This is a genomic window from Mammaliicoccus sp. N-M50 (assembly GCF_022386995.1).
GTDB lineage: Bacteria > Bacillota > Bacilli > Staphylococcales > Staphylococcaceae > Mammaliicoccus > Mammaliicoccus sciuri_A.
Map to the genome: position 1 here is coordinate 189,734 of NZ_JAJNJA010000002.1, position 14,712 is coordinate 204,445.

At 32.9% G+C, this 14,712-nt stretch carries 12 protein-coding genes; 11 read left to right on the top strand and 1 reads right to left on the bottom strand.

Annotated elements, in window-relative coordinates:
• Window positions 1–91 precede the first annotated feature (91 nt).
• From ystJ to pyk, 6 genes are all read left to right on the top strand, one after another.
• Window positions 92–1,321 (top strand): NADP-dependent malic enzyme, encoded by a 1,230-nt coding sequence (gene ystJ, locus LQ622_RS04260; protein ID WP_239762043.1) that lies wholly within the window; start codon window positions 92–94, stop codon window positions 1,319–1,321.
• A 19-nt stretch (window positions 1,322–1,340) separates the two neighbouring features.
• Complete coding sequence (locus LQ622_RS04265) at window positions 1,341–1,796, top strand: FadR/GntR family transcriptional regulator (protein WP_025904315.1); 456 nt, start codon at window positions 1,341–1,343, stop codon at window positions 1,794–1,796.
• An 18-nt stretch (window positions 1,797–1,814) separates the two neighbouring features.
• Window positions 1,815–2,684: an acetyl-CoA carboxylase, carboxyltransferase subunit beta gene (accD, locus tag LQ622_RS04270; protein WP_025904314.1), complete on the top strand. Its 870-nt coding sequence runs from the start codon at window positions 1,815–1,817 to the stop codon at window positions 2,682–2,684.
• Window positions 2,677–3,621 (top strand): acetyl-CoA carboxylase carboxyltransferase subunit alpha, encoded by a 945-nt coding sequence (locus tag LQ622_RS04275; RefSeq protein WP_239762019.1) that lies wholly within the window; start codon window positions 2,677–2,679, stop codon window positions 3,619–3,621. The genes accD and LQ622_RS04275 overlap by 8 nt, the downstream gene beginning before the upstream one ends.
• A gap of 238 nt (window positions 3,622–3,859) precedes the next feature.
• Window positions 3,860–4,825 (top strand): 6-phosphofructokinase, encoded by a 966-nt coding sequence (gene pfkA / locus LQ622_RS04280; protein WP_204168615.1) that lies wholly within the window; start codon window positions 3,860–3,862, stop codon window positions 4,823–4,825.
• A 30-nt stretch (window positions 4,826–4,855) separates the two neighbouring features.
• Window positions 4,856–6,616: a pyruvate kinase gene (gene pyk, locus LQ622_RS04285; protein ID WP_126477570.1), complete on the top strand. Its 1,761-nt coding sequence runs from the start codon at window positions 4,856–4,858 to the stop codon at window positions 6,614–6,616.
• A 189-nt stretch (window positions 6,617–6,805) separates the two neighbouring features.
• On the opposite strand, the gene LQ622_RS04290 is transcribed toward pyk, so the two are convergent.
• Window positions 6,806–8,161 (bottom strand): amino acid permease, encoded by a 1,356-nt coding sequence (locus LQ622_RS04290; protein ID WP_037588496.1) that lies wholly within the window; start codon window positions 8,159–8,161, stop codon window positions 6,806–6,808.
• 427 nt (window positions 8,162–8,588) lie between these two features.
• On the opposite strand from LQ622_RS04290, the gene LQ622_RS04295 reads away from it, so the two are divergent.
• The 5 genes from LQ622_RS04295 to pnpS all read left to right on the top strand — a co-directional run bounded on the left by LQ622_RS04295 (window position 8,589) and on the right by pnpS (window position 14,573).
• Entirely contained in the window at window positions 8,589–9,707 is a 1,119-nt protein-coding gene (locus tag LQ622_RS04295; protein ID WP_037588495.1) for a citrate synthase, read from the top strand.
• A gap of 48 nt (window positions 9,708–9,755) precedes the next feature.
• Window positions 9,756–11,024 (top strand): NADP-dependent isocitrate dehydrogenase, encoded by a 1,269-nt coding sequence (icd, locus tag LQ622_RS04300; protein WP_025904308.1) that lies wholly within the window; start codon window positions 9,756–9,758, stop codon window positions 11,022–11,024.
• A 62-nt stretch (window positions 11,025–11,086) separates the two neighbouring features.
• A complete protein-coding gene (gene mdh / locus LQ622_RS04305) occupies window positions 11,087–12,019 on the top strand; it encodes a malate dehydrogenase (protein ID WP_191835674.1) in 933 nt (310 codons plus the stop codon).
• 144 nt (window positions 12,020–12,163) lie between these two features.
• Window positions 12,164–12,874: a response regulator transcription factor gene (locus LQ622_RS04310; protein WP_037588492.1), complete on the top strand. Its 711-nt coding sequence runs from the start codon at window positions 12,164–12,166 to the stop codon at window positions 12,872–12,874.
• Window positions 12,867–14,573: a two-component system histidine kinase PnpS gene (gene pnpS, locus LQ622_RS04315; protein WP_204189026.1), complete on the top strand. Its 1,707-nt coding sequence runs from the start codon at window positions 12,867–12,869 to the stop codon at window positions 14,571–14,573. The genes LQ622_RS04310 and pnpS overlap by 8 nt, the downstream gene beginning before the upstream one ends.
• The last annotated feature ends 139 nt before the right edge of the window (window positions 14,574–14,712 follow it).

The following is a 14,712-nucleotide window of genomic DNA, read 5'->3' on the forward strand; positions in this document are numbered from 1 at the left end:
GGTCTGACCACTATGAAGAATTTTTTAATTTAATTATAGAAATTTAATGTATAATAAAGGGATAGATACATACAATGAAGGGATGATTATTTTGTCATTAAGAGATGATGCACTATATATGCATAAAGAAAAACAAGGTAAATTAGGCGTTTATGCCAAAGTTAAAGTTACTAATAAAGAGGAATTAAGTCTTGCTTATTCTCCAGGTGTTGCAGAACCATGTAAAGATATACATGAAGACGTAAGAAAAGTATATGACTATACAATGAAATCAAATGCAGTAGCTGTAATTACAGATGGAACAGCTGTATTAGGTTTAGGTGATATTGGTCCTGAAGCAAGTATACCTGTAATGGAAGGGAAAGCAGTTTTATTCAAAAGCTTTGCTGGTGTAGATGGTGTGCCAATTGCACTTAATACGACAGACGTTGATGAAATTGTGAATACTGTTAAATTATTAGAACCTAACTACGGTGGCGTTAACTTAGAAGATATTTCAGCACCTCGATGCTTTGAAATTGAAGAACGTCTAAAAAAAGAAACTAAAATACCTGTCTTTCATGATGATCAGCATGGTACGGCGATCGTAACTGTTGCTGGTTTGATTAATGCATTGAAAATTACTGACAGAAAATTATCCGATATAAAAGTTGTTTTAAACGGTGCAGGTGCAGCTGGTATTGCAATTATTAAATTATTATACAGTTATGGTGTAAGAAATATGATTATGTGTGATTCTAGAGGTGCGATTTACGAAGACCGTCCTTATGGTATGAATCCTACTAAAGACTTTGTTGCGAAATGGACAAACAAAGACAAAACAGAAGGTCAATTATCAGATGTTATTAAAGATGCGGATGTATTTGTAGGTGTATCTGTTGAAGGCGCATTAACTAAAGAATTAGTTGAAACTATGGCTGAAGATCCAATTATCTTTGCTATGGCTAACCCAGTTCCTGAAATTATGCCAGATATAGCAAAAGAAGCGGGTGCTAAAGTTATTGGTACAGGACGTTCTGATTTCCCTAACCAAATTAATAATGTATTAGCATTTCCTGGTATTTTTAGAGGAGCATTAGATATTCGTGCAACTCATATAAATGAAGAAATGAAACAAGCTGCAGTAGAAGCAATTGCTAACCTTGTTTCAGAGGAAGAATTAAACGCTGATTATGTCATTCCTGGGCCATTCGATCCAAGAGTTGCACCATACGTTGCGAAAGCAGTAGCAAAAGCTGGTATGGAATCAGGTGTAGCACGTATTGAAGTTGAAGTTGATGAAATAGAACGTAGAACATATGAATTAGCAGACTTGTCATAATTTTGGAAGGAGACTCACGTTGGATAAAGAAAAGCAAAAAGGATTAATCAAGATTGTCGAACAAATTCAGTCAATTATTGTTGAAAAAAATATTCAAGTGGGTGAAAAACTGCCTTCCGAAAGATTTTTAAGTGAAACCTTAAATGTTGGACGTTCAAGTATCAGAGAAGCCCTAAGAGCATTAGAACTTTTAGGGGTGATACATACTAGAAGAGGTGAAGGTACATTCTTAAGTGATATGTACCAGCACCAGCTTTTTGATTTAATCGGAAGGTTCTTAATTCATAATGAATCACAGCTAGATGAAATCAATGAATTAAAATGGATGATTGAAAATTTCTGTGAAGAACACAATAACATTGAAACAAATTCAAAAGAAGAACTTGTTTCAAATAATAATAATCAAATTATGTATATGATTTGGAAGCTACTCTCTCAATATAGTGATAGATTTGAAAGAGACAATTGTAAATAAAATCAGGGGGATAGTGACATGTTTAAAGACTTGTTCAATCGAAGCCAGAAAAAGAAAAAATATGTAACTGTTCAAAACAGTAAAGATAATGACGTGCCTGAAGGTATCATGACTAAATGCCCTAAATGTAAAAAAATCATGTATACAAAAGAGCTCGTTCAAAACTTAAATGTCTGTTTTAACTGTGATCATCATATTGCATTAACTGCTCACGATAGAATTAGAGCTGTGAGTGATGAAGATGCATTTAAAGAGTTTGATGTTGGTATGACTGCTTCAAACCCATTAGAATTTCCTGGATATGAAGAAAAATTAGAAAAAGATAGAAAAAGCACTGGTTTAAATGATGCAGTCGTTACTGGTGTAACGTCAATTGACGGTATTCCTTATGGTATTTGTGTTATGGATTCAAGATTTAGAATGGGTAGTATGGGTGCAGTAGTAGGAGAGAAAATTTGTAGAATTGTCGATTATTGTGCAGATCACAATTTACCATTTGTATTGTTCACAGCAAGTGGTGGTGCAAGAATGCAAGAAGGCATCATCTCACTTATGCAAATGGCAAAGACAAGTGTATCCATTAAACGTCATAGTGATAAAGGCTTACTATTCATTTCATATATGACACACCCTACAACTGGAGGCGTTTCAGCAAGCTTTGCTTCAGTAGGTGATTTGAACTTTGCAGAACCGAAAGCTTTAATTGGATTTGCTGGTAGAAGAATCATTGAACAAACGATAAGTGAAAAACTACCTGACGATTTCCAAACTGCAGAATTTTTACTAGAACATGGCCAATTAGATAAAGTTGTACATCGAAAAGATATGTATAAAACTTTAAGTACTGTGCTTAAGATGCATCATAACGAGGTGAAAGACAATGCTTGAATTTGAAAAACCTTTAGAAGAAATTAAAGAAAAAATAGCATCTCTACAATCTTATCAAGAAAAACATGGTGTAGACTTAACAGATGAAATAGAAATATTGGAAGCCACTTTAACAAAAGAAACTGAACACATTTATAATAATTTAAAGCCTTGGGATAGAGTACAAGTTGCGAGATTACAAGAAAGACCTACAACTTTAGATTATATCCCTTACATATTTGATGATTTTATCGAACTTCACGGTGATCGTACTTTCCGTGATGATCCAGCTTTAATAGGTGGATTGGCTTACTTTAATGGCTTACCTGTGACTGTTATAGGTCATCAAAGAGGTAAAGACACTAAAGATAATATTTATAGAAACTTTGGTATGGCACATCCTGAGGGATATCGTAAAGCATTGCGTTTAATGAAGCAGGCTGAAAAGTTTAATAGACCAATCATTACATTCATTGATACGAAAGGCGCATACCCAGGTAAAGCTGCAGAAGAACGTGGACAAAGTGAATCTATTGCTAAAAACTTAGTCGAAATGGCATCTTTAACAGTACCTGTTATTTCTATAGTTATTGGTGAAGGCGGAAGTGGTGGCGCACTTGGATTAGGCGTAACCAATCGTCTACTTATGTTAGAGAATAGTACTTATTCAGTTATTTCTCCAGAAGGTGCAGCAGCATTGTTATGGAAAGATTCTGGGCTTGCTCAAATGGCAGCTGAAACAATGAAAATTACAGCACCTGACTTATTTGATTTAGATGTTGTAGATGAAGTTATTAAAGAACCATTTGGTGGTGCTCATAAACATCTAGAATCACAAGCATCACTTATAAAGACATCAATTGAAAAACATCTTTCAGACTTAAGAACATTAAATGCAGAAAGTTTAGTTGAAGATCGTTTTAATAAGTATCGTAATATAGGAAGTTATATCGATTAGTATATTTAAAATGACAAGCAATCATTTATACTGATATAATTTCTTTTCATAAATTTATGTATATGTGCATAATTGAATTAAAATTAAGCGATTCCAACTTTTGAAAAATTACAAAAGTTGGAATCTTTTTTTAAGAAGACGTTTACATATTTAAATAACAGTAGTTTTAATGGAATCAAGCCAATATTTGTGTTATTTTTAAATTAACAATCATATAACAAGAGAGGTCTGTATATTTATGAAAAAAATTGCGGTTTTAACGAGCGGTGGAGATTCACCAGGGATGAACGCAGCAATTCGTGCAGTTGTTCGTAAAGCTATTTATCATGATATTGAAGTTTATGGTGTATACCAAGGTTACTTAGGCTTAATAAATGATAATATCAAAAAACTTGAATTAGGTTCAGTTGGTGACATGATTCAAAGAGGTGGTACATTCCTTTATTCTGCTAGATGTCCAGAATTTAAAGAAAAAGAAGTGCGTGCGAAAGCAATTGAAAACCTTGAAAAAAGAGGTATAGAAGGATTAGTTGTTATCGGTGGAGATGGAAGTTATAGAGGTGCACAAAGATTAAGCGAAGAAGCTAAAAATCTTAAAACAATCGGTGTACCCGGTACTATCGATAACGATATTAATGGTACAGACTTTACAATTGGTTTTGATACAGCACTTAACACAATCATTGATTCTGTCGATAAAATAAGAGATACAGCATCAAGTCATGAACGTACTTTTATTATTGAAGTAATGGGAAGAGACGCTGGTGATTTAGCGCTATGGTCAGGATTAGCAGCTGGAGCGGAAACAATTTTAATTCCAGAAGTTAAATCAGACATTGAAGAAATCGCTGAAAAAATTCAACATGGTATGGATAGAGGGAAAAAACATTCTATCATTATTTGTGCTGAAGGTGTCATGACTGGTCATCAATGTGGGGAAGAATTGAAGAAATTTATTAACATTGATACACGCGTTTCATGTTTAGGCCACATTCAAAGAGGTGGTACACCTACTGGAATGGATAGAGTACTTGCTTCTCGTTTAGGCGGTTATGCAGTTGAATTACTTATGCAAGGTGATAGTGCTAAAGCAGTTGGAATCCAACAAAATGAATTAACATGTACGCATTTTGATGAAATATTCCAAGCAGAACATAACATCGACAAGAAAATGTATAATTTAGCACATCAATTATCTATATAAAAAAAGAAAAACTACGGAGGTCATTTTAATATGAGAAAGACAAAAATTGTATGTACGATAGGTCCAGCATCAGAATCAGAAGAAATGTTAGAAAAATTAATGCTTGCAGGCATGAACGTTGCTAGATTGAACTTCTCTCACGGAAGTCATGAAGAACACAAAGGTCGTATAGATACAATTAGAAAAGTAAGTTCTAAATTAAATAAAAATATTGGTATCTTATTAGATACAAAAGGTCCTGAAATTAGAACTCATAACATGAAAGATGGTTTAATTGAACTTACTAAAGGTAGTGAAGTAACAGTTAAAACAACTGAAGTAGAAGGTACTAAAGAAGCGTTCTCAGTTACTTACGAAAAATTAGCAGAAGATGTAGAAGTTGGATCAACAATTCTACTTGATGATGGTTTAATTGAACTTACAGTTAAATCAATTGATATCGCTAAAGGTGAAGTTCACTGTGCAGTAGAAAATACTGGGGAATTAAAAAATAAAAAAGGTGTTAACTTACCTGGTGTTAAAGTAAACCTTCCAGGTATTACGGATAAAGACGCTAGTGATATCCGCTTCGGTATCGAACAAGGTGTAGACTTTATCGCAGCTAGTTTCGTAAGACGTCCATCAGATGTATTAGATATTCGTGCAATTTTAGAAGAAAAAGAAAATAATTTTATTAAAATTATTCCTAAAATTGAAAATGAAGAAGGTATTGAAAATATCGATGAAATTCTTCAAGTTTCAGATGGTTTAATGGTTGCTCGTGGTGATATGGGTGTTGAAATTTTACCAGAAGCTGTTCCAATGGTACAAAAACAATTAATCCAAAAATGTAATAAATTAGGTAAACCAGTTATTACAGCAACACAAATGTTAGATTCAATGCAAAGAAACCCACGTTGTACAAGAGCAGAAGCAAGTGACGTAGCGAACGCTATTTACGATGGTACAGATGCAGTCATGTTATCTGGTGAAACTGCAGCGGGATTATATCCTGAAGAAGCAGTACGTACAATGCAAAATATTGCAGTAGCTGCTGAAGAAGCTCAAGATTACAAAAAATTATTATCTGATCGTTCAAAAATGATCGATACAAATTTAGTTAATGCAATCGGTGTATCAGTTGCACATACAGCTTTAAACTTAAACGTGGAATCAATTGTTGCAGCAACTGAAAGTGGAGCTACAGCGCAAACAATTTCTAAATATAGACCACATTCACACATTATTGCAGTTACACCTAATGAAACAACTGCTCGTCATATGACATTAGTATGGGGCGTATTACCAGTTGTGAAAAAAGGTAAACAAACAACTGATGAATTATTAAATAATGCTGTATCAACAGCTGTTAACACAGGTTTAGTTGATAATGGTGATTTAATCATTATTACTGCAGGTGTACCAACAGGTGAAACAGGTACAACTAACTTAATGAAGATTCATTTAGTAGGTGACGAATTGGCTAAAGGTCAAGGAATCGGTCATCATTCAACAGTAGGTAAAGCTGTAGTAGCAAATACTGCTGACGACTTAAAAGGAAAAGATTTAAGTGAGTCAATTGTAATTACACAATCAACAGATGCTGATATGGTTCCATATTTAGAAAATGCTAAAGGAATTGTAACAGAAGAAGGCGGATTAACTTCACACGCTGCAGTTGTAGGCCTTAACTTAGGCGTAGCAACTATCGTAGGTGTAGAAGGCGCTCGCGAAAAAATAGCAGATGGTACATTAATTACATTAGATCCTAAACAACACAAAGTGTTCGAAGGATATGCTAACGTATTATAATATATGTGAGATAGAGACTGGGATATGATATCCTAGTCTCTTTTTTGATTTTATGGATGCATATGCCGTTATTAGCAGTTCTGGCTAAAAGTGCAAATACTGGTTCCTATATATGACTACTAAATAAGGCTACAAAAAAACATCTCATTTTCTGATTTGCTCAAGAAAATGAGATGTTTTTAATTTACTTTATTTAAATACTTTACGTTTTTGATTAAAGTACATGAATGTCAAAATGATAAACCAAATTGGTGTAATTAATATAGCGATTAATGTCACTTTATTTGTCATCAATAACACGAATACGAAAATAAAGAATATTAATGTAATCCATGCTACTGGAACACCACCAGGTAATTTGAAATCAGAAGCTTTGTTTAATTCTGGTGATATTTTACGATATCTAATATAAGCAATAATAATTAATGACCATACTACTAAGAAAAGAACAGTTGAAACTGATGTTACATATTTAAATACTTCACCAGCGTCTTTAATTACGTAATTTAAAAGTACTGAGATCATTAATAAGAAACAACTAAATAGTGTTGCTTTATAAGGGACACCAGTTTTATTTGTTTGGCCAAAACTTTTATTTGCTTGTCCATTTTGTGATAATCCATAAAGCATTCTACTATTTGAGAAAATACCACTATTACAAGATGAAGCTGCAGCTGTTAAGACAACAAAGTTGATAATTGCTGCTGCGATTGGAATACCGATCAGTCCAAATAATTTTACGAATGGACTTTCGGCAGGGTCGATTTTGTCCCAAGGTGTAATTGACATGATGATAATAAGTGAACCTACATAGAAAAGCATAATTCTAACTGGAACACTATTTATCGCTCTTGGTATCGTCTTATGTGGATCTTTCGTTTCACCAGCTGTAACACCGATTAATTCAATACCTACAAATGAGAATGCTGCCATTTGGAATGATAAGAAGAAACCATTCATACCATTTGGGAAAATACCATTATGATCCCAAATATGTGTTAGTGAAGCTGTACCGTATGGTGTTTCATATGCCATTACGATCATGATAATACCGACAACGATTAATGCTACGATCGTTGTTATTTTAATAATAGAGAACCAGAACTCTAATTCACCAAATAGTTTAGCAGTCATTAAATTCATTGTCATTAATATGAGTATTGTAAATAATGCTGTAATCCATGTTGGTATGTCAGGAAACCAAAAACTTATGTATTTTGCTACTGCAGTTACTTCAGCCATACCAGTGACAATCCAACAGAACCAGTAAGTCCATCCTGTTATATATCCCGCGAATGGGCCGATATATGTATGTGTGACATCTGCAAAAGAATGAAAATCAGTGTTTGAGAGTAATATTTCCCCTAAAGCTCTCATAAACAGAAATAAAATTAAACCTATTATAATATAGGTCAGTAGTATTGAAGGGCCTGCTGAACTGATTGTTTCACCAGCACCTAAGAATAAGCCTGTACCTATAGCACCACCTATCGCAATAAGTTGTACATGCCTATTGCTTAACTCCCTTTGTAAATTGTTAGCCATATAAACTTTATCCCTCTTTCATATACAAACTTTTATGTTATTATTATGCGCTTACTGTAAGAAAATAGCAATTAAAAAATGAATGTTTAACAACTGTTTGATACCTGTTAACATGATTTATTATTTTTATCATATATAATAATAAAAATGAATGGATGAACGACGAAATGACGTATTCTGATAAAAATGATAGGGTATTACTCACTCGTAAATCCTTTTGTGTTCACGTTTTCGGGATATATTTAATTTACTATAGCAATATTATAAAAATTATAAAATTACAACTGTTTATTTTTATTCATCTAAAATTACTAAAGAATTTAAAGTTTAAAAGTCCTTCGCATTCACAAAACTAAAGAAATTATATATAATGATAGATGAAAGCCATTACATATATGGGCAATTATTTAGTAAGGGGGATATTATTATGGCACAAGTAGCAAAAGGGTTAGAGGGCATCATTGCTTCTGAAACTCAAATTAGTTCAATCATAGATAATCAATTAACTTATGCAGGTTATGAAATAGATGATTTAACTGAAAATGCTTTATTCGAAGAAGTTATGTTTTTACTATGGAATTTAAGATTACCAAACAAAGAGGAATTAGCTGAACTAAATGAGAAACTACTAGGATATATGACTCTAAACCCTAGAATGTATACACATTTTGAAGATTATGCGACTGATAAAGTTCATCCAATGACTGGATTACGTACTTCATTATCTTATTTAGCGCATTTCGATCCAGATGCTGAAAAATTTGATGAAGAAATGAACTATGAACGTGCAATTAGAATTCAAGCAAAAGTTGCATCGTTAGTTGCAGCATTTTCTCGTGTAAGACAAGGTAAAGAAGTTGTAAAACCTAAAAAAGATTTAACATATGCAGCAAACTTCTTATATATGTTAAGAGGTGAAGTTCCAACTGATGTTGAAGTAGAAGGTTTTAACAAAGCATTAATTTTACATGCTGACCATGAATTCAATGCTTCAACATTTACAGCACGTGTAGCGGTTTCGACATTATCTGATATGTATTCAGGTGTGACAGCAGCAGCTGGCGCATTGAAAGGCCCATTACATGGTGGTGCTAACGAACAAGTTATGAAAATGTTAACTGAAATTGGTACTGTCGACAAAACTGATGATTACATTAAAGAAAAAATCGCAAACAAAGAAAAAATTATGGGCTTCGGACACAGAGTTTATAAAAATGGTGATCCTAGAGCGAAGTACTTAAAAGAAATGAGTCGTCGTATTACAGATGAATCAGGTCAAAAAGAACTGTTTGAAATTTCTTTAAGAATTGCTGAAATTATGAAAGAAGAAAAGGGATTATTACCTAACGTTGACTTCTTCAGTGCAACTGTATATCACAGCATGGGTATTGATCACGATTTATTCACACCAATTTTTGCGATTAGTCGTATGTCAGGTTGGACAGCTCATATTCTTGAACAATATAGAACAAATAGAATTATGAGACCTAGAGCTGAATATACTGGTGAACGTGATCGTAAATATGAACCAATTGAAAATCGTTAATTTAATGAATATAATATAACTAACAAATTTAGATGGAGGAATCATATAATGACAGCAGAAAAAATTACAACAAATCAAGGCGTTTTAAATGTTCCAAATAATCCAGTTATCCCATTTATTATTGGGGATGGAATCGGACCAGATATCTGGAATGCAGCAAGTAGAGTATTAGATGCAGCTGTAGAAAAAGCATATAATGGCGAAAAGAAAATCGAATGGAAAGAAGTATTAGCAGGTCAAAAAGCATTCGATGAAACTGGTGAATGGTTACCAAACGAAACTTTAGAAACGATTAAAGAATATTTAATCGCTATTAAAGGTCCATTAACTACACCAATCGGTGGCGGAATTCGTTCATTAAACGTTGCTTTACGTCAAGAGTTAGATTTATTCACTTGTCTACGTCCAGTACGTTGGTTCAAAGGTGTTCCTTCACCTGTTAAACGTCCTGAAGATACAGATATGGTTATCTTCCGTGAAAATACTGAAGATATTTATGCTGGTATTGAATTCCAAGAAGGCTCAGATGAAGCTAAAAAAGTTATAGACTTCTTACAAAATGAAATGGGTGCTAAAAATATTAGATTCCCTGAAACTTCAGGTATCGGTATTAAACCAGTATCTAAAGAAGGTACTGAAAGATTAGTAAGAGCAGCAATTAACTATGCATTCGATAATAATCGTAGAAATGTTACGTTAGTTCATAAAGGTAACATTATGAAATTCACTGAAGGTGCTTTCAAAAAATGGGGTTACGATTTAGCTGAACGTGAATTCGGAGATCGCGTATTCACTTGGCAACAATACGATAAAATTGTTGAAGAAGAAGGTAAAGATGCTGCTAATAAAGCACAATCAGATGCAGAGGCTGAAGGTAAATTAATTATCAAAGACTCTATCGCTGATATCTTCTTACAACAAATTTTAACGCGTCCTGCTGAATTTGATGTAGTAGCTACAATGAACTTAAACGGTGACTACATTTCAGATGCATTAGCAGCTCAAGTTGGTGGTATTGGTATTGCACCAGGTGCAAACATTAACTACGAAACAGGACATGCAATTTTCGAAGCGACACACGGTACAGCTCCTAAATATGCTGGTTTAGATAAAGTTAACCCTTCATCAGTATTATTAAGTGGTGTATTAATGTTAGAACACTTAGGTTGGCAAGAAGCTGCTGACAAAGTAACACAATCTGTTGAAGCTACAATTGCTTCTAAAGTAGTAACATATGACTTTGCTCGTTTAATGGATGGCGCAACTGAAGTTAAATCTTCAGAATTCGCTGATGAATTAATTAAAAATTTACCATAATAGATTGTTATTTGAGGAAGGTTATTTATTAACCTTCCTTTTATTATAAGGAGATGAACAACATGGCAAGAAAGAAAATTTCAATTATTGGAGCAGGATTTACTGGCGCTACAGCTGCATTTATAGCAGCCCAAAAAGAGTTAGGTGATATTGTACTTGTTGATATGCCTCAATCTGAAAACCCAACAAAAGGGAAAGCGTTAGATATTGCAGAAAGCGCACCGGTATTAGGCTTTGATTCAAAAGTAACGGGTACTGCTAATTATGAAGATACAAAAGATTCAGATGTCGTCATTATTACAGCGGGTATTGCAAGAAAGCCTGGTATGTCACGTGATGATTTAGTACAAACGAATCAAAATGTTATGAAATCTGTAACGAAAGAAATTGTTAAATACTCACCTAATTGCGTTATCTTAGTCTTAACAAACCCTGTAGACGCTATGACTTATACAGTGTATAAAGAATCAGGATTTCCGAAAGAGCGCGTAATTGGTCAATCTGGCGTATTAGACACTGCTAGATTTAGAACATTTGTTGCAGAAGCATTAGACCTTTCTGTTAAAGATGTAACAGGATTTGTATTAGGTGGTCATGGAGATACAATGGTTCCACTTATTAGATACTCAGCAGCTGGTGGCGTACCTTTAGAAAAGTTATTATCTGAAGAAAAAATTGCTGAAATTGTTGATAGAACAAGAAAAGGTGGAGCTGAGATTGTTAACTTACTAGGTAATGGTTCAGCATATTATGCACCAGGAGCAGCTTTAATTGAAATGACAGAAGCAATATTGAAAGATCAAAAGAGAGTATTACCTTCAATTGCTTATTTAGAAGGTGAATATGGTTATCAAGACATCTATTTAGGTGTACCAACTGTATTAGGTGCTAAAGGTATTGAAAAAGTCATTGAGTTAGACTTAACTGACGAAGAAAAGCAATTACTTGATGAATCTGCTCAATCTGTTGAAGCAGTAAAGAATATTTTACAATAAAATAACAGTTAAAAGGCGCATTCTGCTTTGAATGCGTCTGTTTTATTTAGCTAGTGTTAACTTTTTGTAAAGTTCTCTAAATAACCATTATTTTTTTAATAATTTAAGTTATAATTATATTAAATCGCTTAAGGAGGACCTTGAATGTCACAAAAAGTATTGGTAGTAGACGATGAGCAATCTATCGTTACATTGCTTAAATATAATATAGAACAAGCTGGTTACCAAGTAATTGTAGCTTATGATGGAGTTCAAGCGTTAGAGAAAGTTAATGAAGAGAAACCAGATTTAGTAGTATTAGATGTAATGTTACCTGAGAAAGATGGAATTGAAGTTTGTAAAACGATTCGATCAGATAAAAACCAAGTTCCCATTCTTATGCTTACAGCTAAAGACGATGAATTTGATAGAGTATTAGGTCTAGAATTAGGTGCAGATGATTATATGACTAAACCATTTTCACCTCGTGAAGTTGTAGCACGTGTTAAAGCTATATTAAGACGCGTTGGGCAAGTTGAAAATAAAAACATAGATGATGATGAAGATATTATTCTAGGTGCAATTAGAATTAGACCTGACTTCTTTGAAGTGTATAGAAATGATGAGTTATTAGAATTGACACCAAAAGAATTCGAACTTTTACTTTACCTTATTGAGAGACAAGGTCGTGTGATAACTAGAGAACATATGTTGAATTCAGTTTGGAATTATGAATTTGCTGGAGACTCTAGAATAGTCGATGTGCACATTAGTCATTTGAGGGATAAACTTGAAGAAAATCCTAAACAACCTCAATTCATTAAAACGGTGAGAGGTTTAGGCTATAAGTTAGAAAGACCAAAGAATAATGATTAAGTTCTATAATAAATTACTAATTATACTTACAACGGTTACTGTTGTAAGTTTTCTTATATTAGGGTTTTTCCTTCATAATTCTAGTTACGATTTAATTTCTAAACAACAGCAAAAATTATTAAAGACTGAATCCAAAAAAGTTTACGATATTGCAAAAAATAATCCTGAAAATCTTAAAGATATTTTAAGTGTCTTTGATCAAGATATTTTACTGCAAAAAGATGGACGAGTGTTATATCGTTCAAGTGAAAAAGATACAAATATATTTAATCAAAATAAAATGCAAGCTATATCTGATGCAAAAGCTTTTGATGAATATTTTGCAGTAGACAAGTCAGAATCTGAAGTCATGTATGCAAGAACGTATGGTGATTATACAGTTGTCATTGCAAAACATACAGATACGATAGCGATTATTCAAAAAGATATTTGGAAATATTTATTGTTAGTCTTATGTTTTACATTACCTTTAATTTATTTTGTCGTTCGATATATTAACACTTCTTATATTCATCCAATTAAAGAAGTGACATATGCTACTAAATTATTGGCTTCTGGTAAATATCGTGTTAGAGTGCCAGAAAGTAATGTGAAAGAAACGAAAGAACTCTTTGTTAATACGAATGAACTTGCTAGAACATTAGATAATTTAAATAATGAACAGAAATTGCAACGTAATCGATTGGAAACGACTTTAGAGAATATTCCAAGTGCAATTTTAATGTTAGATAGAGAAGGTTATATTGTCATCGCAAACAAGACGTATCATGACTTATTTGATAGAAACAGTCATTCAGAAGGACAGTTATTTAAAGAAGCAATGCCTAATGTTGAGATTATACAGATGATGAACGAAGCGTTAAAATTAGAAAAACCTATGTTTGAACAAGTCGAAATGTATATCAATGATGTTCATAATAAGTTCTTTGAAGTTTCAGTTATTCCAGTATTATCCCGAAAAAAACGAAATCTATTAGGTTTAGTTGTCGTTATGCATGATATAACGAAGTTGAAGAAATTAGAACATATGCGAAAAGATTTTGTGGCTAATGTATCTCATGAATTAAGAACACCAATTACATCGATAAAAGGATTTGCGGAAACATTATTAGATGGTGCTAAAAATAATCCCGAATCGTTAGATATGTTCTTAAATATTATGTTAGATGAATCTAATCGAATTCAATCACTTGTTCAAGATTTACTCGAGTTATCAAAAATCGAACAAAATAGCGAGATACCGAAAGAACAAATATCTTTAACAGAAATTGGCGAACATTCGATTAATACAGTATCAAATGTTGCTTCTAAAAAAGACATACACATTACAAATCATATCGATAAAGAAGTGTATGGATATGGTGACAAAGATAAATTAACACAGGTGTTGATTAATTTATTAACGAACGCCATTAGTTATTCACCGAAATCTAGTGAAGTTATTATAACCATTAAAGAAGTAGATGATGGTCAAATCATTTCTGTGAAAGATAATGGTATAGGTATATCTAAAGATGAACAAAAACGAATTTTTGAAAGATTTTATCGTGTAGATAAAGCGCGTAGTAGAGATTCAGGAGGAACAGGACTTGGTTTATCCATTACGAAACATATTGTAGAAGCGCATAATGGACAAATCAAAGTTGAATCAGAAGTTGGAAAAGGATCTAACTTTATTGTGAAACTCTTTAATAAGTAATCTTCATACAATCTTTACAATTTATTCATATTGAATTAATCATGAACAGATAGAATAAACATAGACCCCTTCATTTTGATGATTATGCGAAATACATTGTGTATTTCGCTTTTTTTATTTATGCGAAACAATCTTATTA

Bases quoted from the DNA above. Each gene is read 5' to 3' on its own strand.
- mdh (WP_191835674.1), top strand. From the start codon at position 11,087: ATGGCAAGAAAGAAAATTTCAATTATTGGAGCAGGATTTACTGGCGCT.
- pnpS (WP_204189026.1), top strand. From the start codon at position 12,867: ATGATTAAGTTCTATAATAAATTACTAATTATACTTACAACGGTTACT.
- LQ622_RS04290 (WP_037588496.1), bottom strand. From the start codon at position 8,161: ATGGCTAACAATTTACAAAGGGAGTTAAGCAATAGGCATGTACAACTT.
- LQ622_RS04310 (WP_037588492.1), top strand. From the start codon at position 12,164: ATGTCACAAAAAGTATTGGTAGTAGACGATGAGCAATCTATCGTTACA.
- pyk (WP_126477570.1), top strand. From the start codon at position 4,856: ATGAGAAAGACAAAAATTGTATGTACGATAGGTCCAGCATCAGAATCA.
- icd (WP_025904308.1), top strand. From the start codon at position 9,756: ATGACAGCAGAAAAAATTACAACAAATCAAGGCGTTTTAAATGTTCCA.
- accD (WP_025904314.1), top strand. From the start codon at position 1,815: ATGTTTAAAGACTTGTTCAATCGAAGCCAGAAAAAGAAAAAATATGTA.
- pfkA (WP_204168615.1), top strand. From the start codon at position 3,860: ATGAAAAAAATTGCGGTTTTAACGAGCGGTGGAGATTCACCAGGGATG.
- LQ622_RS04295 (WP_037588495.1), top strand. From the start codon at position 8,589: ATGGCACAAGTAGCAAAAGGGTTAGAGGGCATCATTGCTTCTGAAACT.
- LQ622_RS04275 (WP_239762019.1), top strand. From the start codon at position 2,677: ATGCTTGAATTTGAAAAACCTTTAGAAGAAATTAAAGAAAAAATAGCA.